This window comes from Pseudomonas proteolytica, from assembly GCF_007858275.1.
In the GTDB taxonomy this organism is placed as follows: Bacteria; Pseudomonadota; Gammaproteobacteria; order Pseudomonadales; family Pseudomonadaceae; genus Aquipseudomonas; species Aquipseudomonas proteolytica.
In genome coordinates this window covers 18,506-42,395 of sequence record NZ_VFEV01000032.1, presented here as the reverse complement: position 1 = coordinate 42,395, position 23,890 = coordinate 18,506, and the positions used below count along the sequence as shown (strand labels likewise).

Annotated in this window: 19 protein-coding genes; 7 read left to right on the top strand and 12 right to left on the bottom strand. The window is 62.6% G+C overall.

From position 1 onward, the window contains the following. Positions 1-199 precede the first annotated feature (199 nt). From hydA to preA, 3 genes are all read left to right on the top strand, one after another. Entirely contained in the window at positions 200-1,639 is a 1,440-nt protein-coding gene (gene hydA, locus FIV38_RS21155; protein ID WP_029298434.1) for a dihydropyrimidinase, read from the top strand. A 149-nt stretch (positions 1,640-1,788) separates the two neighbouring features. Next, the gene (locus FIV38_RS21150; RefSeq protein ID WP_092239008.1) at positions 1,789-3,156 is read left to right on the top strand and encodes an NAD(P)-dependent oxidoreductase; all 1,368 of its coding nucleotides are present in this window, start codon (positions 1,789-1,791) and stop codon (positions 3,154-3,156) included. Beyond that, positions 3,157-4,431 (top strand): NAD-dependent dihydropyrimidine dehydrogenase subunit PreA, encoded by a 1,275-nt coding sequence (gene preA, locus FIV38_RS21145; RefSeq protein WP_029298438.1) that lies wholly within the window; start codon positions 3,157-3,159, stop codon positions 4,429-4,431. Positions 4,432-4,705: 274 nt separating this feature from the next. On the opposite strand, the gene FIV38_RS21140 is transcribed toward preA, so the two are convergent. Continuing rightward, entirely contained in the window at positions 4,706-5,326 is a 621-nt protein-coding gene (locus tag FIV38_RS21140; protein ID WP_029298440.1) for a TetR/AcrR family transcriptional regulator, read from the bottom strand. 115 nt (positions 5,327-5,441) lie between these two features. Here FIV38_RS21140 and copC point away from each other — a divergent pair, with 115 nt between their 5' ends. Together copC and copD are read left to right on the top strand one after the other, a co-directional pair. Further along, positions 5,442-5,807 (top strand): copper homeostasis periplasmic binding protein CopC, encoded by a 366-nt coding sequence (gene copC, locus FIV38_RS21135; RefSeq protein ID WP_092239006.1) that lies wholly within the window; start codon positions 5,442-5,444, stop codon positions 5,805-5,807. A 3-nt stretch (positions 5,808-5,810) separates the two neighbouring features. Continuing rightward, positions 5,811-6,659, top strand: coding sequence for a copper homeostasis membrane protein CopD (copD, locus tag FIV38_RS21130; protein WP_092239004.1), 849 nt, complete (start codon positions 5,811-5,813; stop codon positions 6,657-6,659). Positions 6,660-6,770: 111 nt separating this feature from the next. Here the strand turns inward: copD and FIV38_RS21125 are convergent, their stop codons facing one another. The 10 genes from FIV38_RS21125 to pedF all read right to left on the bottom strand — a co-directional run bounded on the left by FIV38_RS21125 (position 6,771) and on the right by pedF (position 19,220). Beyond that, positions 6,771-7,922, bottom strand: a complete 1,152-nt coding sequence (locus FIV38_RS21125; RefSeq protein ID WP_029298446.1) for an HlyD family secretion protein — start codon at positions 7,920-7,922, stop codon at positions 6,771-6,773. After that, the gene (locus FIV38_RS21120; RefSeq protein WP_092239002.1) at positions 7,919-9,580 is read right to left on the bottom strand and encodes an MFS transporter; all 1,662 of its coding nucleotides are present in this window, start codon (positions 9,578-9,580) and stop codon (positions 7,919-7,921) included. The genes FIV38_RS21125 and FIV38_RS21120 overlap by 4 nt, the downstream gene beginning before the upstream one ends. Positions 9,581-10,262: 682 nt before the next feature. Further along, positions 10,263-11,741, bottom strand: a complete 1,479-nt coding sequence (locus FIV38_RS21110) for a DASS family sodium-coupled anion symporter (RefSeq protein WP_092239001.1) — start codon at positions 11,739-11,741, stop codon at positions 10,263-10,265. 366 nt (positions 11,742-12,107) lie between these two features. Next, entirely contained in the window at positions 12,108-13,499 is a 1,392-nt protein-coding gene (locus tag FIV38_RS21105) for an ATP-binding response regulator (RefSeq protein ID WP_070996384.1), read from the bottom strand. After that, positions 13,483-14,646, bottom strand: coding sequence for an alcohol dehydrogenase-like regulatory protein ErcA (gene ercA / locus FIV38_RS21100; protein WP_029298454.1), 1,164 nt, complete (start codon positions 14,644-14,646; stop codon positions 13,483-13,485). Before ercA ends, FIV38_RS21105 begins: the two co-directional genes overlap by 17 nt. A gap of 172 nt (positions 14,647-14,818) precedes the next feature. Next, on the bottom strand, positions 14,819-14,890 hold the full coding sequence (pqqA, locus tag FIV38_RS21095; protein ID WP_003243383.1) for a pyrroloquinoline quinone precursor peptide PqqA: 72 nt from the start codon (positions 14,888-14,890) through the stop codon (positions 14,819-14,821). A 637-nt stretch (positions 14,891-15,527) separates the two neighbouring features. Then, on the bottom strand, positions 15,528-17,048 hold the full coding sequence (gene exaC, locus FIV38_RS21085) for an acetaldehyde dehydrogenase ExaC (protein WP_092238999.1): 1,521 nt from the start codon (positions 17,046-17,048) through the stop codon (positions 15,528-15,530). 28 nt (positions 17,049-17,076) lie between these two features. Further along, a complete protein-coding gene (locus tag FIV38_RS21080) occupies positions 17,077-18,003 on the bottom strand; it encodes a quinoprotein relay system zinc metallohydrolase 1 (protein WP_092238997.1) in 927 nt (308 codons plus the stop codon). Further along, on the bottom strand, positions 18,000-18,755 hold the full coding sequence (locus FIV38_RS21075; protein ID WP_029298461.1) for a quinoprotein dehydrogenase-associated SoxYZ-like carrier: 756 nt from the start codon (positions 18,753-18,755) through the stop codon (positions 18,000-18,002). The genes FIV38_RS21080 and FIV38_RS21075 overlap by 4 nt, the downstream gene beginning before the upstream one ends. Positions 18,756-18,758: 3 nt before the next feature. Next, a complete protein-coding gene (gene pedF, locus FIV38_RS21070) occupies positions 18,759-19,220 on the bottom strand; it encodes a cytochrome c-550 PedF (RefSeq protein ID WP_029298463.1) in 462 nt (153 codons plus the stop codon). Positions 19,221-19,474: 254 nt separating this feature from the next. Here pedF and exaA point away from each other — a divergent pair, with 254 nt between their 5' ends. Beyond that, positions 19,475-21,367, top strand: a complete 1,893-nt coding sequence (gene exaA, locus FIV38_RS21065; RefSeq protein WP_029298465.1) for a quinoprotein ethanol dehydrogenase — start codon at positions 19,475-19,477, stop codon at positions 21,365-21,367. Positions 21,368-21,470: 103 nt separating this feature from the next. Then, positions 21,471-22,118 carry a pentapeptide repeat-containing protein gene (locus FIV38_RS21060; protein WP_092238995.1) on the top strand — a complete coding sequence of 216 codons (648 nt, stop codon included), beginning with the start codon at positions 21,471-21,473 and terminating at the stop codon, positions 22,116-22,118. A gap of 110 nt (positions 22,119-22,228) precedes the next feature. Here the strand turns inward: FIV38_RS21060 and FIV38_RS21055 are convergent, their stop codons facing one another. Further along, positions 22,229-23,887: a ShlB/FhaC/HecB family hemolysin secretion/activation protein gene (locus tag FIV38_RS21055; RefSeq protein WP_029298469.1), complete on the bottom strand. Its 1,659-nt coding sequence runs from the start codon at positions 23,885-23,887 to the stop codon at positions 22,229-22,231. Positions 23,888-23,890 lie beyond the last annotated feature (3 nt).

The following is a 23,890-nucleotide window of genomic DNA, read 5'->3' as shown; positions in this document are numbered from 1 at the left end:
TTTGGTGATTTCCATTTTTTATCGTTATAAATCAACAAGATATAAAATATATAAGCTTATAAAAAATAATCTTGATCAATCCAAAAACTCGGGCTAGTTTCTATTCCTGTCACCCGTGACAAGAATAGATCTTGCACCGTGAGCTGCACTACAACACTTAGAACTGGCATAAGCCGGTCAAGCCTCTGAGGAACTCGGCATGTCTCTGTTGATCCGTGGCGCTACCGTTGTTACCCATGACGAAAGTTATAAAGCCGATGTCTTGTGCGCAGACGCTCTAATCCGCGCCATTGGCACTAACCTGGATGTTCCCGCCGGCACCGAGATACTTGATGGCAGCGGCCAATACTTGATGCCCGGCGGGATCGATCCCCATACCCACATGCAATTGCCCTTCATGGGTACGGTGGCCAGCGAGGACTTCTTCAGCGGCACGGCAGCGGGCCTGGCGGGCGGGACCACATCGATCATCGACTTCGTGATTCCCAACCCGCAGCAGTCGTTGATGGAGGCCTTTCACCAGTGGCGCGGCTGGGCCGAGAAGTCGGCGGCCGACTACGGGTTTCATGTGGCGATTACCTGGTGGAGCGAACAGGTCCGCGAGGAAATGGCCGAGTTGGTGACCCATCACGGCATCAACAGCTTCAAGCACTTCATGGCCTACAAGAACGCGATCATGGCCGCCGACGACACCCTGGTCGCCAGCTTCGAGCGCTGTCTGGAACTGGGCGCGGTGCCCACCGTGCACGCAGAGAACGGCGAACTGGTCTATCACCTGCAACGCAAGCTGCTGGCCCAGGGCATCACCGGCCCCGAGGCCCACCCACTGTCGCGCCCTTCGCAAGTGGAAGGCGAAGCCGCCAGCCGCGCGATCCGCATTGCCGAAACCATCGGCACGCCGCTGTACCTGGTGCACGTGTCCACCCAGGAAGCCCTCGACGAAATCACCTACGCCCGCGCCAAGGGCCAGGCGGTCTATGGCGAAGTCCTGGCCGGGCACCTGCTGCTGGACGACAGCGTGTACCAGCACCCCGACTGGCAAACCGCCGCAGGCTACGTGATGAGCCCGCCCTTCCGCCCGCGCGGGCATCAAGAGGCTCTGTGGCGTGGCCTGCAATCAGGCAACCTGCACACCACCGCCACCGATCACTGCTGCTTCTGCGCCGAACAAAAGGCCGCCGGGCGTGACGACTTCAGCAAGATCCCCAATGGCACCGCCGGCATCGAAGACCGCATGGCGCTGCTGTGGGACGAAGGGGTCAACACCGGGCGCCTGTCGATGCAGGAGTTTGTCGCGCTGACCTCCACCAACACCGCAAAGATCTTCAACCTCTACCCGCGCAAGGGCGCGATCCGTGTCGGTGCCGATGCCGACCTGGTGCTGTGGGATCCCCAGGGCACGCGGACCATCTCGGCCAAGACCCACCATCAGCAGGTGGACTTCAACATCTTCGAAGGCAAGACCGTACGTGGCGTACCCAGCCACACCATCAGCCAGGGCAAGCTGGTGTGGGTCGACGGCGATCTGCGCGCCGAGCGTGGTGCCGGGCGCTATGTCGAGCGGCCTGCGTATCCGGCGGTGTTCGAGCAGTTGCGCAAGCGTGCGGAGCATTCCAAGCCAGCCGCGGTGAAACGCTGACATCGCCGATCGCAGGCAAGCCAGCTCCCACCCTTGATCGGGTTCACACAGTCAAATGTGGGAGCGGGCTTGCCCGCGATGAGGCCAGTGCAAACCACAAAAAAACCAATGCCCGCCAGAGGCAAAAAAAAAACCGTGAGGCCACTACCGTGATCCAGACCCTGACCCACCTTCCCCACCCCCATGAAGACGGCGCAACCCTCGCCCGCCATTTCACCGACCTGGCACCGCCGCTCAACGCCCGCCAGGCGCACCTTGAAGCCTCGCGCTGCCTGTATTGCTACGACGCACCCTGCGTCAATGCATGCCCCAGCGAGATCGATATCCCATCGTTCATCCGCAATATCCACACCGACAACGTGCAGGGCGCGGCGCAGAAGATTCTCTCGGCCAACATCCTGGGCGGCAGTTGTGCCCGGGTCTGCCCGACCGAAATCCTCTGCCAGCAAGCCTGTGTGCGCAACAACAGCGAAGAATGCGCGCCGGTACTGATCGGCCTACTGCAGCGCTACGCCGTAGACAACGCGCACTTTGACCAACACCCCTTCCAGCGCGCCGCCCCTACTGGCAAACGCATCGCGGTGGTGGGCGCCGGGCCAGCGGGTTTGTCCTGTGCCCATCGCAGTGCCTTGCACGGGCATGACGTGGTGATTTTCGAGGCCCGGGACAAGGCCGGTGGCCTCAATGAATACGGGATCGCCAAATACAAACTGGTGGACGACTTCGCCCAGAAGGAGCTGGATTTCCTCCTGCAGATCGGCGGCATCGAAATCCGCCACGGCCAACGCCTGGGCGACAACCTGAGCCTGAGCGACCTGCACCAGCAATTTGATGCGGTATTCCTCGGCCTGGGCCTGGCCGCCAGCAAACACCTGGGCCTGCCCCACGAGGATGCCCCCGGCCTGCTCGCTGCCACTGACTACATCCGCGAACTGCGCCAGGCCGATGACCTCAGCCAACTGCCCCTGGCCGACCGCTGCATCGTGCTGGGTGCCGGCAACACCGCCATCGACATGGCCGTGCAAATGGCCCGCCTGGGCGCGCGCGACGTCAACCTGGTCTACCGCCGTGGCCTCGCCGATATGGGCGCCACCGATCACGAGCAGGATATCGCCAAGGCCAACCAGGTACGCCTGCTGACCTGGGCCCAACCCGAAACCGTGCTGTTGGACGACCAAGGCCAGGTGCGCGGTATGCGCTTTGCCCGCACGCGCCTGGAAAACGGCCGCCTGCACATCACCGGCGACACCTTCGAGCTGGCGGCAGATGCCATCTTCAAGGCCATCGGCCAAGGCTTCGACGAGCAGGCCTTGCATGACCCACTGGCCCAGCAACTGCAACGCCAGGGCGAGCGGATCTTTGTCGATGCGCAGCTGCAAACCAGTGTCCCCGGGGTGTATGCCGGTGGCGACTGCGTCAGCCTCGGGCAGGACCTCACCGTCCAGGCCGTGCAACACGGCAAGCTGGCCGCCGAGGCCATGCACGCTCAACTCATGCTCAATGTGGAGGCTGCGTAAATGGCCGATCTATCGATTGTGTTCGCCGGCATCAAAGCCCCCAACCCGTTCTGGCTGGCCTCCGCGCCCCCCACCGACAAGGCCTACAACGTGGTGCGCGCCTTCGAGGCCGGCTGGGGTGGCGTGGTCTGGAAAACCCTTGGCGAGGACCCGGCAGCCGTCAACGTCTCGTCCCGTTATTCGGCACACTTTGGCGCCAACCGTGAAGTCTTGGGTATCAACAATATCGAGCTGATCACCGACCGTTCCCTGGAGATCAACCTGCGGGAAATCACCCAGGTGAAGAAGGACTGGCCGGACCGCGCCCTGATCGTGTCGTTGATGGTGCCGTGCGTCGAAGAATCCTGGAAAAACATCCTGCCGTTAGTCGAAGCCACCGGTTGCGACGGCATCGAGCTGAACTTCGGCTGCCCCCACGGCATGCCCGAACGCGGCATGGGCGCAGCAGTGGGCCAGGTACCGGAATATGTGGAACAGGTCACGCGCTGGTGCAAGACCTATTGTTCGCTGCCGGTGATCGTCAAGCTCACGCCCAATATCACCGATATCCGCGTGGCGGCCCGGGCCGCCTATCGCGGCGGCGCCGATGCGGTATCACTGATCAACACCATCAACTCCATCACCAGCGTGGACCTGGAGCGCATGGTCGCCCTGCCGATCGTCGGCACCCAAAGCACCCACGGCGGCTACTGCGGTTCGGCGGTCAAGCCGATTGCGTTGAACATGGTCGCTGAGATCGCCCGCGATCCCCAGACCCAGGGCCTGCCGATCTGCGGGATTGGCGGCATCGGCAACTGGCGCGATGCCGCAGAATTCGTGGCCCTGGGCTGTGGCGCGGTGCAGGTGTGCACGGCGGCGATGCTGCATGGTTTTCGGATTGTCGACGAGATGAAGGATGGCCTGTCGCGATGGATGGACAGCCAGGGCTACAGCAGCTTGCAGGAGTTCTCCGGGCGCGCCGTGGGCAATACCACGGACTGGAAATACCTGGACATCAACTACCAAGTGATCGCCAAGATCGACCAGGCCGCCTGCATTGGCTGCGGACGCTGCCATATTGCCTGCGAGGACACGTCGCACCAGGCGATTGCCAGCCTCAAGCAGGCGGACGGTACCCATGTGTACCAAGTGATCGACGACGAATGCGTGGGCTGCAACCTGTGCCAGATCACCTGCCCGGTGGCGGACTGCATCGAGATGGTGCCGATGGACACGGGCAAACCGTTCTTGAATTGGACGCAGGATCCACGCAACCCCTACCGAGAGGCGGTGTAAACCATCTGTTGCCAGGGGGCTCGTTGTGGCGAGGGGGCTTGTCCCCCGTTGGGCTGCGCAGCAGCCCCAAAACCGGTCACCTCGGTGTGTCTGAAAGGCCGAGGTGAGACTGACTGGGGCTGCTGCGCAGCCCAACGGGGGACAAGCCCCCTCGCCACAACAAGCCCCCTCGCCACAACAAGCCCCTGACCACAGCGAGCCCTTTCACGGCCACAGCCCACGCAACCGGTTTAGCCTTTTAAATCGCGATGAGGCCCTCAACCACACCCCAAACTCATGGCTCCAACCCAATCCCCCGCAAAATCACACTGGTCACCGTCTGCACCGCCCGTTCGAACTGCATGTCCGACAACGCCTGATGATCGTTGAGGATCATCACCTGGTGATCAAAGTCGGCATAGTGCTGGGTCGAGGCCCAGATCATATACAGCAGGCTCGACGGTTCCACCGCGAGGATGCGTTTGTCTTCCACCCACTGGCGGATTTTCGCTTCCTTCATTTTGGCCCAGTCGTACAGGCTCGCATCCAGCGCTTCGCCGAGGGTCGGCGCGCCGTGGATGATTTCGTTGGCCCAGACTTTCGAGCCATACGGGCGGCTGCGCGAATGCTGCATCTTCGCCCGGATGTAGCTGCTGAGGACCACGCGCGGGTCATCGAACATCTCGAAGCACAGGGCGTCCTGCTTCCACACCTCCAGCAGGTCGAACAACACCGCGCTGTACAACTCGCTTTTGGTGCTGAAGTAGTAATGCAGGTTGGAGCGCGGCAGTTGCGCCTGTTCGGCAATGTCGGCCATGGCGGTGCTGCCATAGCCCTTCTCGGCGAAGACCTTTTCAGCCGCCAGCAGAATCTTTTCGACGTTGACCCGACGGATACCGATCTTGTGATTGCCCATAGGGGCTCCCTGACAACGACATGCCTGGAAGACTACCATCCGCTCTAGATCGGGGCGACAGCCTGAGTGGAAACTTCGTACACTGCCCCCCTCTCCCATTGATAGGTAGTGCACGATGTTGATCAAGAAAACCCTGACTACGGTGACCTTGCTGGCCTCGCTGCTGGGGGCTTCGGCCGCCTTTGCCCATGCCCACCTGAAAAGCACTGCGCCGGCCGCCGACAGCACCGTCGCCGCGCCCGCCGACCTGCGCCTGGTGTTCTCCGAAGGTGTCGAGGCCACGTTCACCAAGGTCTCCCTGAGCAAGGACGGCACCGAAGTGGCGATCAAGGGCCTGGAAACTCCAGACGCCGACAAGAAAACCCTGGTTGTGACCCCTGCCGCACCGTTGGCCGCTGGCACCTATAAGGTCGAGTGGCAAGCCGTCTCGGTCGACACCCACAAAAGCGCAGGCAATTACAGCTTCAAGGTCGGCCAATAACCCATGGCAACCCTGCTGGTGCTGTGCCGTTTCCTGCACTTCATGGTGGTTTTGCTGATGTTCGGGGCCTGTGTATTCAGGCCCTGGTTATTAGGCACAAGCCCGCGGCCGGCCCTGGATCGGCAGTTGTCACGCATCACCACGCTGCTGGCCTGGCTGGCCCTGGGGTCGGGTGTGAGCTGGTTGCTGTTGATCAGTGCCAGCATGGCCGGCAGTGAACTGGCGGCGCTGGATCTGGCGACGGTGCAGTTGGTGCTGGGCAAGACGTTCTTCGGCAAGGTCTGGAGCCTGCATCTGTTGCTCAGTGGCTTGCTGGTGCTGAGCCTGCTGACACCCTGGCAGCACGTGCGTCTGCTCCTCAGTGCGCTGCTGCTGGCTACCCTGGCCCCCGTGGGGCACGGCGCGATGCTCAGTGGCCTCAGCGGGCAATTGCTGATTCTCAACCAGATGGTGCACCTGCTGTGCGTCGGTGCCTGGCTTGGCGGGTTGCTGCTGCTGGTGTTGATCCTGCGTCAAGCGGCCCTGTACCCGCTGGAGAAAATCCTGCAGCGCTTCAGCGGTGTCGGTTATCTGTTGGTAGCCGGTTTGCTGGTCACCGGGCTGATCAATATCCGTGTGCTCACTGGGCAGTTCTGGCCGACTCCACTGTTCAGCGGGTTTGCCTTGATCCTGTTGATCAAGGTGCTGCTGGTGGCGGGCATGCTGGGCCTGGCATTGCTCAATCGGCTGCGGATCAACAATTGCCAGCAGCGCGTGGGGCAACTGCAAGCCAGTGTGAAGCTCGAATGGTTGTTAGGCGTGGCCGCTGTGGCGGCGGTGTCCCTGCTGGGCACCCTGCCACCGATGCTGTAGGAGCGAGCGTGCTCGCGAAAAACTTACCGACAACGCGTTTACCCAGGCAACCCGCGTTATCGTTGACGACTTTCGCGAGCAAGCTCGCGCCTACACGGGGTGTGTGGAATGTCAGGGCGGGCTGTTTTTCAGGCGGCCTGCCGTGTCGATGCTGACCACCACCGACAACCCCGGTCGCAGGCGTTCGCTCTGCTCCTGATCCGGGTCCACGGTAATCCGCACCGGCACCCGCTGGGCGATTTTGACGAAGTTGCCGGTGGCGTTATCGGCCTGCAACAGGCTGAACTCGGCGCCCGTGGCCGGCGAGATACGCTGTACCGTGCCATGGAATCTACGGTGGTTCAGGGCATCGACGGTGAACGTCACCGGCTGGCCCACCTGCACGTGGTCCATCTGGGTTTCTTTCATATTGGCGATCACCCACAGCTGGTTCGGCACCAGCGCCATCAACTGCGCGCCGGAGTTGACGTAGGCCCCCAAACGCACGCCGATCTGCCCCAACTGGCCGTCCCGGGGCGCCAGCACGCGGGTGTTGGACAGGTCGATGCGCGCCAGCTCCACCGCGGCCTCGGCGCTGGCGACGGCGGCTTCCAGTGAACCGCGATTGACGATCACCGTCTGCAAGTCCTGGCGGGCGATTTCCAGGCTGGCCTGGGCCTGGGCCACGGCGGCGATGGTCTGCGCGTTGGCCGCGCGGGTCACGTCCAGTTCACGACGCGACACCGAGCCATCGCTGATCAGTTCTTCGTTGCGCCGCAGGTCGGCCGTGCTTTTGCGGGCCTGGGCCTGGCTGTCGGCCAGGGCGGCCTGGCGCAGCTTGATGGTCGCCTCGGCGCTGTTGCGCTGTTGCACCACATTGGCCAGGGACGCCTGCTGCACCGCCAATTGCGCTTGGGCCTGGTCCAGGCGCTGCTTGTAGATGCGGTCGTCGAGCCGCACCAACAGATCCCCGGCCTTGACGTGCTGGAAGTCCTGCACAGGCACCTCGAACACATAACCGCTCAGTTGCGGGCCGATGATCGTCACCTGGCCGCGCACCAGGGCGTTTTCGGTGGTCTCCACGGCGCTGCTGAAGGGCGGCAATTGCCAGGCGTACAACACAATCAATACGCCGACGATAGCAATCGCGGCAAAGCCCAAAGACGAGATGATGCGCACGCGCAGCGAGCGCTGTTCGGTGACCGTGGCTCCGGGCGGCGTGGTGCCCTCCGGGGTGGAAGCAATGGCATTGGTGGTCGTGGTGGTAGCCGTAGGTTCGCTCATGAAGAAAGTGCGCCGCTAGGTTGAACGGAAGGCGCTGCACTGGCGGCAGCTTTTTTGGTGGTGCTCATCAGCCACAGGCTGCGGGTAAAGATCCACAACATGGTCAGTATCGCGATGATCGCGATCAGCATGAACACGTCGTTATAGGCCATCACATTGGCTTCGCGGGTCGCCGCCGTGGCCAGGCTGCGGATACCCAGCAGGTTGCGCAGCTCCGGGTCGGCGATCACCGAGCCATAAGCCGAGCCGCCGCTCTGCACGCGGGCGGCCACGCGCGGGTCCAGCAACGTCAGGTGTTCGACAATCATGCTGGAGTGAAACTTCTCGCGCACGATCTGGAACGTGCCAAGCAACGCCGCGCCCAGCAGCCCGCCAAGGTTCTGGCAGATACCAAACAGCACCGAAAAACTCACCAGGTTGCGCGGGTTGCTCAGCACATTGCGCATGCCCAGCACCATGGTCGGGCCGAGAAAGAACGTACCGCCAAACCCCAGCAGAAACTGGCTAACGTACATGTTCTGTGGCCGGGTCAGGTTGCTGGAGAAACTGTCCATCACCGAGCCTGTGGCCATCAGGGCCAGGGAAATCACCAAGGGCATCAGCAAGTGCGCCGGGTTGATGGTCAATGCGCTGATCACCAGGCCACTGATCGCTCCCAGCAGCATCACCAGATACAAGGTGCGCATCTGCTCGCTGCTCATATTCAGCGCCTGCAAAAAGCCCACGGCGCCGGTGGACTGCTCGGACAGCACCATGCGGATCAGGATCACTGCCAGGGCCAAGCGAATCATCACCCCACCGCCCAGCCAACGGGTCATCAGCAGCGGGTTGGCGCGGTTATGCTCGATGGCCAATCCGGCCATGATCAGCACCAGCGAACAGGCGGAGGCGACGCCGATCCACGGTGCTTCCAGCCACCAGTCGATGCGCCCCAGGGACAGCACCGCACACAGCAATGCCACGCCCGAGGCGAGCAAGGCGAAGGTCAGGAAGTCGAGTTTTTCAAAGGTCTTGAAGCGATCACCCGGCGGCAGCTTGAGCAGGAACACACAGCCCAGGCACGTCAGCGCCATGCCCAGCTCAAACAGGTACAGGCCGCGCCACTCGGCAATCTGCAGCAAGTCTTCGGAAAACAGCCGCGCCATCGGCAGGGCCAGTTGTGCGGTACCCAGGCCCAGCACCAGGGCCTTGAGCCGCCACTTTGCGGGGAACGCCTGCACCATGTAATACAGGCCCAGGGAACTGAGGGCCGCGCCAACCATGCCGTGGGCCGCACGCACGGCAATCGCCGAACTGAGGTCGTTGACGAACAAGTGACCGAAGGTCACCAGCGCGTACAGCACCAGGAACACTTCGGTAAACGCCCGCAGGCCGAACTGCTGGCGAAATTTCACCAGCAGCAGGTTCATCGACACGTTGGTCATGACATAGGCCGCAGGCAACCAGGCCATTTCGGCGGTGGTCGCGCCCAATGCGCCTTGCAGGTACGGCAGGTTGGCGATCACCAGGGCGTTGCCGAGGCCGCCGGTGATTGCTACCAGCACGCCAACCAGGGCAAAGGCCCAGCGCTTGAGCGTGGGGTGATGGGGCGTCGATGGCGACCCCGGCAAGCTTGGACGCTCGTGGGGTTGCCAGGTGTGAGGGGTGTATTTATCCATTCGTGACCTTGATGACCGACGCACGAGGCCGGTAAAACCCTGACTCAGAGCGTAGTAGACCTGAGCGGGGTTGATCTTGTCATCTTTGTAGGGGCTGGCTTCTGTGGGAGTTGGCTTTTGTGGGAGTTGGCTTTTGTGGGAGTTGGCTTTTGTGGGAGTTGGCTTCTGTGGGAGCTGGCTTGCCTGCGATGCAGGCGCCGCGGATTGGGGGGAGGTGTACATATCCGTTGCTGCGGTCACGGCCACTTAGGGTTCCGCCCTGACGGCGGGTCACTTTTGGAAAAGAGCCCCAAAAGTAACCAAAAGGGCTCTTGCCCCACCACTCGGTGCCTCGCCTAGGCTCGGCATGCCCGCAGTCAGGCATTGCTCCGTGGGCCCGCCGCGATCGGCCATCCATGGCCGTGTCGCGGCTACCCCGGCATCCTGCCGGGGTGCCCACTGCGCAATACCTGCCTGCGGCCATCGTGGTTTAACGGGGCGCCTAAGATCAAAAGCCAGATCAAAAACAGAGCAACAGCAACAGCAACAGCATCGCCAGAGCGCGCAGCTGCATTCCCCTGTGGGAGCTGGCTTGCCTGCGATGGCGGCAGGTCAGCCAATAAATTTATCGACTGACACACCGCTATCGCGGCGGTGCAGCGATCCAACAAGCCATCTCCCACAGCGAGTCGGATTCAGATTTTCAGATCCAGCCCAGCCAGCTCCAGTAGGTCGCGGCGAAAACCAGCATCAACAGGTAGCCAATCAAGGTCACCAGCAAGCCCACCTTGGCAAACTGCCGCGCGGTGAAGGTGCCGGTGCCCAGGCACACCATGTTCTGCGGGGCGTTGATCGGCAGGATAAAGCCATAACTGACCACAAACCCCAGCAACATGGTCATGCCCAACCGGCTGAAATCTCCCGGCAAGGTTTGCAGCACGGCAATCAGGATCGGCAGCAACGCCGAGGTCAGCGCGGTGGCGCTGGCAAAGCCCAGATGGATCACAATCAGGAACGCGCCGAGGATTGCAAACACCCCCAGCGGCCCCAGTTGATCCAGGCCGGTGTGCCCCACCACCTGCGCGCCCAGCCACTGCCCGGCCTGGGTGGTCAGCAGTGCCGTGCCGAGGCTGATACCTACGCCGAATACAATCACCGTGCCCCAGGGGATACGCGATTGCACGTCCTTCCAGGTCATCACGCCGATGCCCGGCAGCAGCAGGAACACCAGGCCAGCGTAGGTAGTGGAGGTGGTATCGAAGCTGTGTAGGCGCCCTTCGGTGGCCCAAGCCAGCAGCAGCAGGACCGAGACCGTCAGCAAGCGCTTCTGCGGCCCGGTCATGGGGCCGATATCCACAAGGGACTGCGCCACGGCCTCTTTGCCGCCAGGAATGCTGTTGCTTTCCGGTGGCAGCAATTTGAGCACCAGGAACAGCAGCACTGCCGACATGATCAGCGCCCACGGCGCCCCGGCGATCAGCCAGTCGATCCACGACACGCGCTGGCCGAGCATCTTGTCCATAAAGCCCACGGTCAACAGGTTCTGCGCCGCGGCGGTCTGGATGCCGACGTTCCAGATACTGGTGCCCTGGGCCACGACAATCATGATCCCGGCGGCGATGTTCGAGCGTTTGTCCACGCCGAACGCGGCAATCACCCCCATCATGATCGGCACCACGCAAGCGCTGCGGGCCGTGGCGCTGGGCACCACCAGGCTGAGCAGGATGGTCACGGCAATCGCGCCCACCAGGATCCCGCGGGTGCTGGTGCCGACCCGGGTCAGGGTGACCAGGGCGATACGCCGGTCCAGGCCGGTGTGGGTCATGGCCGCAGCAATAAACAACGCACCGGCCACCAGGGCCAGGGCCGGGTTGGCAAACCCGGTGAGCGCCATGCTGATCGCCGGGCTGGAACCGATCAGGTGCGTAGGGTCCTGCAAGGACGGCGCGGTGCCCAGCAGGAACGCCATCAACGAAGTAATCATGATCGCACTGGCTTCGTAGGACACCGCTTCGGTAATCCACACCACCACGGCAAAGGCCAGGATCGCCAGCATCCGATGCCCGGCAACCGGCAAGTCGGCGGGCAGCGGCAAGAGCAGCACGCCGATCATCACCAGCACGGCGATCACCAGGCCCATGGGCAGCTTGAAAGAAACAGCAGGTGTTGCGGGGGCACTCATGGAAATCTCCGTCGACCATGACAATCAAGGCCTGCAGCATGAGGCAAAGCGTCGCGGCGGGTCTTGACAGGTATCAAGGCACGGGCAGTTTTGAGCCACCCTCATCGCAACATCGGTATCTACACAACTTTGCTGCATCGCATAAATCCAGGCAGATAGCGCAGTTGTGGCGAGCGGGCTTGTCGGAACGCCGCATCGCCCGCGCTGGGCTGCGAAGCAGCCCCAGTAAGCCGTATGCGGTGTATCAGATACTCCGTAGCGGCTGGTTTTAGGGCTGCTTCGCAGCCCAGCGCGGGGCAAGCCCGCTCGCCACAGGGAAGTTCGTGTAGATACCTATGCTCATCGCAGGCAAGCCAGCTCCCAGATTTAGGCTGTCGTGTCGGGCGCGGCGCCTAGTAGTTGGCTCAACACCGCCCGCAGCTTGCCCGGCTTGACCGGTTTGTTGAGCAACGGCGCTTCCAGGCGCTGCAACGAGCGTCGGCACTGGTCGGTGCGGTCGGCCGTGATGATCACTGCAGGGATTTTCCTGCCGAAATGCTCGCGCAATTGCCTGACCACCTCGCAGCCGACCACGCCATGATCAAGGTGGTAATCCGCCAGGATCAGCTCCGGCGCCCTGCCCTGCAGCGCCACCAATGCAGCGGCCTGATCGGTGGCGGTGACCACTTCGCAGCCCCATTGCCCGAGCAGGGCGCGCATGCTCTCCAGGATGCTGGTTTCGTTATCCAGCACCAACAGGCGCCGCCCCGGCAAAGGGTTGCCGGCCCCGGCCTGGGGGGGTGCGAGGCTGATGGGCAGCGGAACTTCCTCCGACAGCGGCACCTCGATGCTGAACATCGAGCCGCGCCCCGGCCACGAGCGCACGACTACCTGGCAGCCGAGAATCTTCGCGATACGTTCGACAATCGCCAGCCCCAGCCCCACGCCCTTGCGGTCTGCCGCACGGCCGACGTCCAGTTGGTTGAACTCCAGAAAGATCGATTGCAGGCTGTCGGCGGCAATCCCCCGCCCGGTGTCCCAGACCTCCAGGCGCAAGCGATCCCCGCGACGCCGCGCGCCCAGGAGGATGCAACCCTGGTCGGTGTAGCGGCAGGCATTGCTGAGGAAGTTACGCAGAATACGCGTCAGCAGGCGCAGGTCGGTGCGCAGCGCATAGCGGCCCATATGCACCCGCAGGTTCAACCCGGCCGCCGCCGCCACCGACTGGAACTCCGAGACCAGCGGCGCCAGCAATTCATCGAGGCGATACAGGGCAATATCGGGCTTGACCGCCGCCTGGTCGAGCCGGGAAATATCCAGCAAGTCCGCCAGCAGATCTTCTGCCCCTTCCAGGGCCTGGTGGGTGCGCTCCACCAGAACCTTCTCCACACTGGGCAGCTCCCGCTCGCGCAGGGTAGAGATCAGCAGGCGTGCGGCGTTCAGCGGTTGCAGCAGGTCGTGGCTGGCGGCGGCGAGGTATTTATCCTTGCTGCGGTTGGCGGCCTGGGCCGCGTCGCGGGCGTCGCGCAGGTCCTGTTCGATACGCTCGCGCCGGGCGATCTGCTGTTGCAGGTTGTGGTTGGCTTCAAGCAGTTCATCGGTGCGCGCGGCGACCCTTTGCTCCAGTTCGTCGTTGAGGCGGATGTAGCGCTTGCGCTCGGCCTCCAACTCATCCAGCCGCGCCGTCAGCTCGGGGTAGTGACTCTTGCGCGCCGAGTGATCGCCCAATCCCAGCAGCCCGGCCAGGGCCCGTTGTTGATCGTCAGAGAGCTTCGCCATAGACGACCTCGACGTCACGCTGGCTCGACTCCCGGGGGTTGGTCAGGATGCACGGGTCATGCATGGCGTGTTGCGACAGGAACGGAATATCCGCCACGCGCACCCCGTGCAGGCCGAGGGTTTCATGGAAGCCAATGGCATGCTTGAGCGCAATCAGGTGTTCCACCAGCCGCCCGCAGATCTGCCGGTGATTGAGGCCCCGGCAGTCGATGCCGAAGGTCTCGGCAATCACCTTGAAGCGCTCCGGCGCCGAGTTGTAGTTGAACGCCACCACATGCTCCACCAGCACCGCGTTGCACAGGCCATGGGGCAGGTCGAGAAAGCCACCCAGGCTATGGGACATGGCATGCACCGCACCGAGGATCGCATTGGAGAACGCCAGGCCGGCCTGCATGCTGCCCAGCATGATTTTCTCGCGCAGGGCGATATCGCTCGGGTTAGCGATCATCTGCACCAGGTTGCCATTGATCAGGCGCATGGCCTCCAGCGCATGGGGGTCGGTCAGCGGGCCATGCCCGGTGGACACAAAGGCCTCGATGGCATGCACCAGCGCGTCGATACCGGTACAGGCCGAGAGGAACGGGTCCATGCTGGCGGTGGTTTCCGGGTCGATCAACGACACATCCGGCACCACCGCCTTGCTGACGATGGAAAACTTCATGCGCTCCTGCTGATTGGAAATGATCACGAACTGCGACACATCGGCCGAGGTGCCGGCGGTGGTCGGGATCAGGATCAACGGCGGGCTGGGCACACGTATGGTGTCCACCCCTTCGAATTCGAGGATGCTGCGGCCATGGGCAACCACAATACCGATGGCCTTGCCGCAGTCCATGGGGCTACCGCCGCCGACGGCGACGATCACATCGCAATGGTTCTCGCGGTACACCTCGGCGCCCTGCATCACTTCTTCGACACGCGGGTTGGGTGAGACGGCGGTGTACAGGCAGTACTCGATACCCAGGGCCTGCAGGCTGGCCTCGACATCCGCGACCCAACCGGCGGCGACCACGCCAGGGTCGCTGACCACCAGCACCTTGCGCGCACCAAAGGTCTTGGCGTAATTGCCGACATTGTGCCGAGAGCCGGCGCCGAAGATGATTTCTGGGGAAACGAATTTACGCAGTTGGCTGAGACTCTGGCTCATTGGTAAGCCTGTTTTTATTGTTTTTGGAAGATACGGGCCACACTAACGCATCCGCTGGCGAATGCAATCAGACCAATGGGCTAACCCTTATCCCTTGTGGGCGCTGGTTTGCCGGCGATAGCGCCGAGCCAATCCGGCCGCCATCGCCGGCAAGCCGGCTCCTGCAACGCTTTCAGCGGTTGGCGAAATACATGGTCACTTCAAAGCCGATACGCAGGTCGGTGTAGGCGGGTTTGGTCCACATGGGGGCGATCCTCTTGTTATGCCGGGAGAGTCCGGTGGGTTCATTAATGCATGGGGGGGGCTGGCGGGCGAATGCTACTTTCGAACGACTCGGCGGCAGACGTTAGTCTTGGATGTATGTGGAGCAAACGGTGGGGCTTGCTTGCGATGGGCAGGAGTCTTTAGGCAACTCGCGCTTTTGGGTGTGTACATATCCGTTGCTGCGGTCACGGCGGCTAATGGTTCCGCCCTGACGGCGGGTCACTTTCGAAGAGCGCGAAGCTGCATTCCCCTGTGGGAGCGGCGGTGCGACGATTCGACTTGCTCGCGAATGCGGTGGGTCAGTGATGGATATATTGACTGATACACCGCATTCGCGAGCAAGCCCGCTCCCACAAGGGGGACGCGCACGAATCGACGATCAGGCCGGCTGTCAGGCCGCCTCGCTCTGCTTGTGATTTTGATCTTAGGCGCCCCGTTAAAACACGCTGGCCGTAAGGGCGGAACCCTAAGCCGCCATGACCAAAGCAACGGATATGTACCCAACCCCAAGAACCATCGCAGGCAAGCCAGCTCCCACACCTGACTGCATTTCAACCAGTCAGGCTGTCTACCCATCAAACGGTGGAAGCTGGCATTTCAATCAGAAGATCAGAAGATCAGAAGAAGCCCAAAGGATTAATGTCGTAGCTCACCAGCAGGTTCTTGGTCTGCTGGTAATGGTCAAGCATCATCTTGTGGTTCTCACGCCCCACGCCGGACTTTTTGTAACCGCCAAACGCGGCATGCGCCGGATACAGGTGATAACAGTTGGTCCACACACGCCCGGCCTTGATCGCCCGGCCCATACGGTAGGCACGGTTGATATCGCGAGTCCACAGGCCAGCACCCAGGCCGAACTCGCTGTCGTTGGCAATCGCCAGGGCTTCGGCTTCGTCCTTGAAGGTGGTCACGCCCACCACCGGGCCGAAGATTTCTTCCTGGAACACGCGCATTTTGTTGTGGCCCTTGAGCAGGGTCGGCTGGATGTAATAGCCGCTGGACAGGTCGCCCTCCAGATGTTCGGCGGCACCGCCGGCCAGCAGTTCGGCGCCCTCCTCCTGGGCGATGGTCAGGTACGAGAGGATCTTGTCGTACTGCTGCTCGGACGCCTGGGCGCCGACCATGGTCTCGGTGTCCAGCGGGTTGCCACGCTTGATCTTGACGATCTTCTTCATCACTTCGGCCATGAACGGCTCGTAGATCGACTCTTGCACCAGCGCCCGCGATGGGCAGGTGCACACTTCACCCTGGTTGAAGAACGCCAATACCAGGCCCTCGGCGGCTTTCTCGATAAAGGCTGGTTCCGCCTGCATGATGTCTTCAAAGAAGATATTCGGTGACTTGCCGCCCAGTTCGACGGTGGACGGAATAATGTTCTCGGCCGCCGCGTGCATGATGTGCGCGCCCACCGGGGTGGAGCCGGTAAAGGCGATCTTGGCGATGCGCTTGCTGGTAGCCAGGGCCTCACCAGCTTCACGGCCAAAGCCCTGGACGATGTTCAGCACGCCCGCTGGCAACAGGTCGGCGATCAGCTCGGCAAACACCATGATCGACAGCGGCGTCTGCTCGGCTGGCTTGAGCACGATGCAGTTGCCGGCGGCCAGGGCCGGGGCGAGTTTCCAGGCGGCCATCAGCAGCGGGAAGTTCCACGGGATGATCTGCCCGACCACACCCAGGGGCTCGTGGAAGTGATAGGCGGTGGTCAGTTCGTTGATCTCGGCGGCGCCGCCTTCCTGGGCGCGGATGCAGCCGGCGAAGTAGCGGAAGTGGTCGGCGGCCAAGGGTACGTCGGCATTCAAGGTCTCGCGTACGGCCTTGCCGTTGTCCCAGGTCTCGGTCACGGCCAGCACTTCCAGGTGCTGCTCGATGCGGTCGGCAATTTTCAACAGCACCAGGGAGCGATCCTGGGGCGAGGTCTTGCCCCAGGCGTCGGCAGCGGCATGTGCAGCGTCCAGGGCTTTGTCGATATCGGCGGCGCTGGAGCGCGGGAATTCAGCGATCACTTCCCCAGTGACGGGCGAGGTGTTGGTGAAGTACTCACCGTTGACCGGGGCCACAAACTCGCCACCGATAAAGTTACCGTAGCGCGGTTTGAAGGTGACGATGGCGCCGGGGGTGCCAGGTTGTGCGTAGATCATGATGAGGCCTCTTTCGGGGGGGATGTTGTTATTGATCTATCCGTTGCATCTGCCCGCGTTCGTAGCGGGGATACAGGTGGCTGACACTGCGGATCAGTTCGTAGCGGCTCAAGCTGATGGCCGCAAAACGTTCGGGGATGGGGCTGCGGATCATCTCGCCCATGGCGCTGCCGTTGGCGGCACCGGTGGCCATGAGCTGGTCGAGCCAGCCCAGGTATTCACGCATTTGCGCGAAGGGTTGGGTGTCGGTTGCCACTGGGCCATGACCGGGCACGATCACCTTCCAGGGCAGGCCTTGCAGGGTGGCGATATCCGCCAGCCATACCGACAGGCCCGGGGTATTGGGGGTGGTCAGGGCGCGCTGGTAAAACACCAGGTCGCCGGCAAACAGCACGCCGGTTGTTTCATCGAGAATCGCCAGATCGGCACCCGTGTGGCCACTCAAGGCCAACAGGCGCAAACGATGATTGCCAAAGGTCTGCACGCCCGGCGTGACGGTTTGGCTCGGCAGCAGCACTTCGGTGCCACGCATCCAGTCGCCAACCATGCGGTACATGTTTTGCGCCATGGCGTCACCCTGCTCGCGCAGCAGCGTGGTAGTGCCTTGCAGGGCGCCGATGGGCACGTCTTTGAATGCCTGATTGCCCAACACATGGTCGGGATGGTGATGGGTCAACAGGACCTGGACCACCGGTTTGTCAGTGACCGTGGCAATCGCCTGGCGCAATGCCTCGCCGTAGCGCCGGGACGGGCCGGTGTCGATCACCACTACCCCGGCCTGGGTGACGATAAACCCGGCATTGACGATATTGCCGCCGTTGTCCCTGGCGAAATTATCGGTACTGCCTTCCAGCAGCCAGGTGTCGGCGGCGATCTGCCGGGGCTTGAGGGCGTAGTCCAGATCAGCCAGCGCCGGCAGGCTCAGGCCGAGCAATAACCACAGCAGCAGTTTCATGGGAGCGCCCCTTCGAATTGGCTGCCGCTGGTGTCGCGCAGAACCAGGCGCACTGGCCCTGGGCTTTGCAGGTCAAACGCCAGGTCGGGGTTCTCGCTGACCGCCGCAAACAACTCCAGACGTGCCAGCACCCGGTCCTGGGCGTCGCGCAATTCGGCATGGTTGATATAGAACTCAGGGATGCCGCTGACCATGCCATTGTCCATCGGGTGCGCCACTTGCAGGCGCAACCGGCTGAAATCGCTGCGTGGGTAACGACCGCCCAACACTTCGCCCAAATGCTCTTCCCAACCCGGCTGGCTGCGCACCACGCTGGGTGCCGTGCAGCCACCGCCGGCGGCGTCGATCAGGGTCGAACCGACGTGCCACAGGCCATCCTTGGTCAATACGGCGGCGCGCAACGGCGTGGCCTGTTCGATGCGAATGCGGATCGCCAGCCACGGCAACACACCCTCGCCCGGCTGGAAATCGACGATTTTCGGCAATGGATTGAGTTCGGCCCAGGCGATGATTTTCACCACCTCGTCCTTGAAGGCGCGGGCGTCGATTTCCAGCGGTACCTGGCGTGCGTCCTCGGCAAATGGCGGCGCCAGCAACTTGACCCGCTCATCAAAGACGAACGGGGCATTGTCCAGATACTGCTTGTGGTAGTAGCTCCACATCACCGACGGCACCGGGTCTTTGCCGGGGTCCATCCCGTAGGCGGCCAGTGGCAACCAGCAGGCCAACAGCCAATGTGCGCGCCAGCCCATGGCTTACTCCTCGACGTGCACGCTATCAAGATAAGTGCGCACCGCCCACAAGGCTTCCTGGCTCAGGTAGTCGGCCATCTTCGGCATATACACCCGGCCATCGCGCACTGCGCCATGGCGCACCCGCTCCACAAACCATTCGTCCCCGGCATCGCCCTCATCAAGCATGCGCAGGTCAGGCGCGATCCCACCGGACTTGGCTTCCAGGCCGTGGCACGCGGCGCAGTTCTGGTTATAGGCCGAAGCGCCGACTTCCACGGCCTTGTCGCGTTGCGGCGACTGGCGATACGGGTTCACCGCCGCCCAACCATCGGCATCCAGTGTCACGCCGGCATCCTTGACCGGCGTCAGTCCCTTGGTTTCCACGGCCGTGGGTGTCACGTTGCCATGGGCCCAGACGGAGCCTGTACCGATCACGCCGGCCAAGAGGCCAGCCAGCAGCAAGGCGTTGCGTTTTGTTGTCATTGTTTTTCCCTCAGGATTGCACGCAAAACCCCTTTGCAGAGGCTATGGCAACCATCTTAGGAACGCCTCGCCAAGGGCCGTATGCTGCTTTGGTGGCCGGGGTCTACTCCCTTGGTAGTAAGGCTTGCGAGGCACTGCTAAATCAGATGCGGTTCGGGAAATTGTCCCGGCCACACCGGGACATTTTCCGTATCCGGGCGCCCCGTCCACGCAGCAACCTGTGCAGGCCAAAACCTCCACTGGGAACTGCAACCATGACAATAAGATCGCTACCCGCCCTCTCGCCGCTGAGCCTTGCCGTGCAGGCTTTCCTGCTGGTCGGCAGCCTGTCCTTGAGTGCGGCGAGCTTCGCTGCGACCGAACCTTCGAAGCAGACTCGCAACATCACCTGGGAAGACATTGCCAACGACCACCTGACCACCAAGGACGTGCTGCAATACGGCATGGGCACCAATGCCCAGCGCTGGAGCCCGCTGGCCCAGGTCAACGACAAAAACGTATTCAAGCTGACGCCGGCCTGGTCCTACTCGTTCGGCGATGAGAAGCAGCGCGGCCAGGAATCCCAGGCTATCGTCAGCGACGGTGTGGTCTACGTCACCGGTTCCTACTCCCGGGTCTTCGCCCTCGACGCCAAGACCGGCAAGCGCCTGTGGACCTACAACCACCGCCTGCCCGACAACATTCGCCCGTGCTGTGACGTGGTTAACCGTGGTGCGGCGATCTTCGGCGACAAGATCTACTTCGGCACCCTCGATGCGCGCCTGATCGCCCTCGACAAAAACACCGGCAAAGTGGTGTGGAACAAAAAATTCGGTGACCACGCCGCCGGCTACACCATGACCGGCGCCCCGGTGCTGATCAAAGACAAGGTCACCGGCAAGGTCCTGCTGATCCACGGCAGCTCCGGTGATGAATTCGGCGTGGTCGGCCAACTGTTTGCCCGCGACCCGGACACCGGCGAAGAGGTGTGGATGCGTCCGTTTGTCGAGGGTCACATGGGCCGTCTCAATGGCAAGGACAGCACCACCACCGGCGACGTGAAAGCGCCTTCGTGGCCGGATGATCCGACCACCGAAACCGGCAAGGTCGAGGCCTGGAGCCACGGTGGTGGTGCCCCTTGGCAGAGCGCCAGTTTCGATGCCGAGACCAACACCATCATCGTCGGCGCCGGCAACCCCGGCCCGTGGAACACCTGGGCGCGGACCTCCAAGGACGGCAATCCCCACGACTTCGATAGCCTCTACACCTCAGGCCAGGTCGGCGTCGACCCAAGCACCGGCGAAGTGAAATGGTTCTACCAGCACACGCCAAACGATGCCTGGGACTTCTCCGGCAACAACGAGCTGGTGCTGTTCGACTACAAGGACAAGGACGGCAAAGTGGTCAAGGCCACCGGCCACGCCGACCGCAACGGGTTCTTCTACGTGGTGGACCGCAACAACGGCAAGCTGCAGAACGCCTTCCCGTTTGTCGACAACATCACCTGGGCCAGCCATATCGACCTGAAGACCGGGCGCCCGGTAGAAAACGAAGGCCAGCGTCCGGCCAAGCCATTGCCGGGTGAAACCAAGGGCAAGTCGGTGGAAGTCTCGCCGCCGTTCCTCGGTGGCAAGAACTGGAACCCCATGGCCTACAGCCAGGACACAGGCCTGTTCTACATACCGGGCAACCAGTGGAAAGAGGAATACTGGACCGAGGAGGTCAACTACAAAAAAGGCTCGGCGTACCTGGGCATGGGCTTCCGTATCAAGCGCATGTATGACGACCACGTCGGCACCCTGCGGGCGATGAACCCCACAACCGGCAAGGTGGTGTGGGAGCACAAGGAAGCCCTGCCGCTGTGGGCTGGCGTACTGGCGACCAAGGGCAACCTGGTGTTCACCGGCACGGGTGACGGGTTCTTCAAGGCCTTCGACGCGAAAACCGGCAAGGAGCTGTGGAAGTTCCAGACCGGCAGCGGCATCGTCTCCCCGCCGATCACCTGGGAACAGGATGGCGAGCAGTACATCGGCGTGACCGTAGGCTACGGCGGCGCGGTGCCGTTGTGGGGCGGCGACATGGCCGAGCTGACCAAGCCGGTGGCGCAAGGCGGATCGTTCTGGGTGTTCAAGATCCCAAGCTGGGATAACAAGACCGCCCAAAAATAATCCACTCCAGGGCGAGGGGCGCTGTCCGTGGCAAGGGGGCTGGTCCTCCGTTGGGCCGCGCAGCGGCCCCTCCACCCAAAGCCCCTTCCCTCAAGGTCTTGCCATGAACTACCTACCCCTCGTGCTACTCCTGGCTTTACCCATCGCCCACGCCGACGACGGCGACGACCAACCCCTGGTCATCAACGGCTGCACCATCGCCCCCCACAGCCAATGCCCCGGCGCCAGCCTCAAGGGCGCCAACCTGCGTAACCAGGACTTGAGCAAAATGAACCTGGCCGGCGCCGACCTGCGCGAGGCCGACCTGCGCCACGCCAACCTCGACCTGGCCAACCTGGAAAAAGCCCAACTGCAAGGCGCCAACCTGACCCGCGCCAGCCTGCAACAAGCCAACCTGCGCCTGGCCGACTTCACCGGCGCGACGCTGATGGCCGTACAAGGCTGGGGCATGTTTGCCCAGGGCGCGCAATTTGAAAACGCCAACCTCAGCGCCGCCTACCTGCAATTTGCGCGATTGTCCGGGGCCAAACTGCACAAAGCCAACCTGCGTGCGGCGGACCTGGAAATGACTTGGCTGAGCAAGGCTGACCTGCAAGGTGCCGACCTCAGCGATGCCAACCTGCAAGAAGCCAAGTTCGGTGAAAGCAACCTGGAACAGGCCACCCTCACCGGCACCCGTCAGCACTATGCCAATTTCCAGGATGCCAATATGGAAGGCTGCAAGGACTGCCCCACCACCTGGGACCGCTAACTCCTGCCGGCGATGAGGGCCTTGAGCCCTGCGCAGCCAATTCGGCCGCCATCGCCGGCAAGCCGGCTCCTGCAGGGGGCGATTTATCCTGTGTTCGCCGAGGCTTTGGCCTAGAAGGCTTTACTCACCTGTGCCCACACCCGTGGCGTGCGCGATACGTCACTTTGCGGGTCCGCATTGCCGACCCGCCAGGCCGCAACAGTACTCAGGCGCCAGCCCGAAGCACTCCAGTTGGCGCCCACGCCGGTCGCCGAGAGGCTGCGGTGGTTTTCCCCGTCCGACCATGTGTCTTTGTTCAAGCGCACCGAACCGTGATCGACAAAGGTCAGCAGGTTCCACTGTTCAGTCAACGCATAGCGCAGTTCCAGATTGGCCACATACCCCTGGTCACCCGATGCCTCGCCCTGGGGATAGGCCCGCACGCCATAGGCGCCGCCCAGGCTGATCTTCTCCGATGAGTCGAGGTTGCCGTCCGCCCACTGGCCCTGCACCTGCCCATACAGGCTAAAACGCTCACTCAAGCGTTGCAGGCGCACCACGCTGGGGTTGATCTTCTGGAAGCGCCCGGCGGTTTTTGCGGTCAAGCCATCGAACAGTTTGTCGAAGGCGCCGTCCAGGTTCAGGCTGCCTTCGCTCCAGGCCAGGGAGAACGCACTGACGCCTCCGCCCAGCAGGTTGTCGCGCAGATTCCCGTCCACGCTGGCAGTCACTACCCGCGCCTGTTTCTTGCTGCTTGAATCGTAGAGGTCGATGTCGTCGCGCAGGTGTTTGTGGTCGTATTGCAGCTGCGCATTCAGGCTGAAGGCGCGGCTGCGAATCAGCGGCTGCTGGACGAACACGCTGGCAATCCGCGCATTGCCCTTGGCATCCAGTTCGTCGAAGTCCTTGGCCAGTTGGTAGTCCATGTCCGAATAGGCCACGCCCACCTGGGTCGACCACGGGCCGACCGGCAGTTGATAAGCCGCGCGGTAGTAGTGCTGGTCCTCGTCGCTGCCCATCACCCGCACGCTGGCCTGATCACCCAGGCCCAAGGGGCTGGCCAGGTTCAATGTCCCGCCCAGGCGATACTCGCCGGTGAACCGGTTGCCGTAGTTGTCCAGGTCCACCTGGCCAGAGACCAGCGGCGCATCCTTGACATCCACCACCAGGTCCGTGGCGCCCACCACCGCGCCGGGTTGCAGGGTGGATTGGACGGCCACGCCAGGGGTCTGCTGCAGCAACAGCAAACCGCGCTCCAGCGGCGCAGCACGTACGGCATCACCCGGGTCCAGTGCCGACAGCGGCGCCTGCAGCACGCCATCGCGCACACGGGATTGGTTGTTGATCCTGACCTGGCCGTACTGCCCTTCCAGCACGCTGATGCTCACCACGCCCTTGTCGATTTCCTGCGCCGGTAAATACGCACGGGCCAGCGGGTAGCCCTGCTGGCGATACAACGCAGTGATACGCGCTGCACCGGCCTGCAATTCACCGAGGCTGACCACACGGTTTTGCAGGTCGACCAGCAGCGCCAGCAATTGATCGTCGGCAATCACCGTGTTGCCGGTAATCGTAAAGCCATTGACCTGCAAGGTCGGCCCGGTGACTTTCGCCGTGGTGTCCGGCGCCGCTGGCAGGTTCAGCTCCAGGGTCTGTTTGGGCGGCAGGCTCAGTGGCTGGCTCTGGATTTCACGCATCGACTGCCCGGCATCCGGGGCGATTTCAGCGTGGGCCATCCCACCTGTCGCGGTGAGCAAGGCAAGCGCAATCGGGTTTAAACGCAGACGCATGAA

Excerpts from the sequence above, each read along its gene's own strand:
- hydA (WP_029298434.1), top strand. The coding sequence starts at position 200 with ATGTCTCTGTTGATCCGTGGCGCTACCGTTGTTACCCATGACGAAAGT.
- preA (WP_029298438.1), top strand. The coding sequence starts at position 3,157 with ATGGCCGATCTATCGATTGTGTTCGCCGGCATCAAAGCCCCCAACCCG.
- FIV38_RS21140 (WP_029298440.1), bottom strand. The coding sequence starts at position 5,326 with ATGGGCAATCACAAGATCGGTATCCGTCGGGTCAACGTCGAAAAGATT.
- copC (WP_092239006.1), top strand. The coding sequence starts at position 5,442 with ATGTTGATCAAGAAAACCCTGACTACGGTGACCTTGCTGGCCTCGCTG.
- copD (WP_092239004.1), top strand. The coding sequence starts at position 5,811 with ATGGCAACCCTGCTGGTGCTGTGCCGTTTCCTGCACTTCATGGTGGTT.
- FIV38_RS21125 (WP_029298446.1), bottom strand. The coding sequence starts at position 7,922 with ATGAGCGAACCTACGGCTACCACCACGACCACCAATGCCATTGCTTCC.
- FIV38_RS21120 (WP_092239002.1), bottom strand. The coding sequence starts at position 9,580 with ATGGATAAATACACCCCTCACACCTGGCAACCCCACGAGCGTCCAAGC.
- FIV38_RS21110 (WP_092239001.1), bottom strand. The coding sequence starts at position 11,741 with ATGAGTGCCCCCGCAACACCTGCTGTTTCTTTCAAGCTGCCCATGGGC.
- FIV38_RS21105 (WP_070996384.1), bottom strand. The coding sequence starts at position 13,499 with ATGGCGAAGCTCTCTGACGATCAACAACGGGCCCTGGCCGGGCTGCTG.
- ercA (WP_029298454.1), bottom strand. The coding sequence starts at position 14,646 with ATGAGCCAGAGTCTCAGCCAACTGCGTAAATTCGTTTCCCCAGAAATC.
- exaC (WP_092238999.1), bottom strand. The coding sequence starts at position 17,048 with ATGATCTACGCACAACCTGGCACCCCCGGCGCCATCGTCACCTTCAAA.
- FIV38_RS21080 (WP_092238997.1), bottom strand. The coding sequence starts at position 18,003 with ATGAAACTGCTGCTGTGGTTATTGCTCGGCCTGAGCCTGCCGGCGCTG.
- FIV38_RS21075 (WP_029298461.1), bottom strand. The coding sequence starts at position 18,755 with ATGGGCTGGCGCGCACATTGGCTGTTGGCCTGCTGGTTGCCACTGGCC.
- pedF (WP_029298463.1), bottom strand. The coding sequence starts at position 19,220 with ATGACAACAAAACGCAACGCCTTGCTGCTGGCTGGCCTCTTGGCCGGC.
- exaA (WP_029298465.1), top strand. The coding sequence starts at position 19,475 with ATGACAATAAGATCGCTACCCGCCCTCTCGCCGCTGAGCCTTGCCGTG.
- FIV38_RS21060 (WP_092238995.1), top strand. The coding sequence starts at position 21,471 with ATGAACTACCTACCCCTCGTGCTACTCCTGGCTTTACCCATCGCCCAC.
- FIV38_RS21055 (WP_029298469.1), bottom strand. The coding sequence starts at position 23,887 with ATGCGTCTGCGTTTAAACCCGATTGCGCTTGCCTTGCTCACCGCGACA.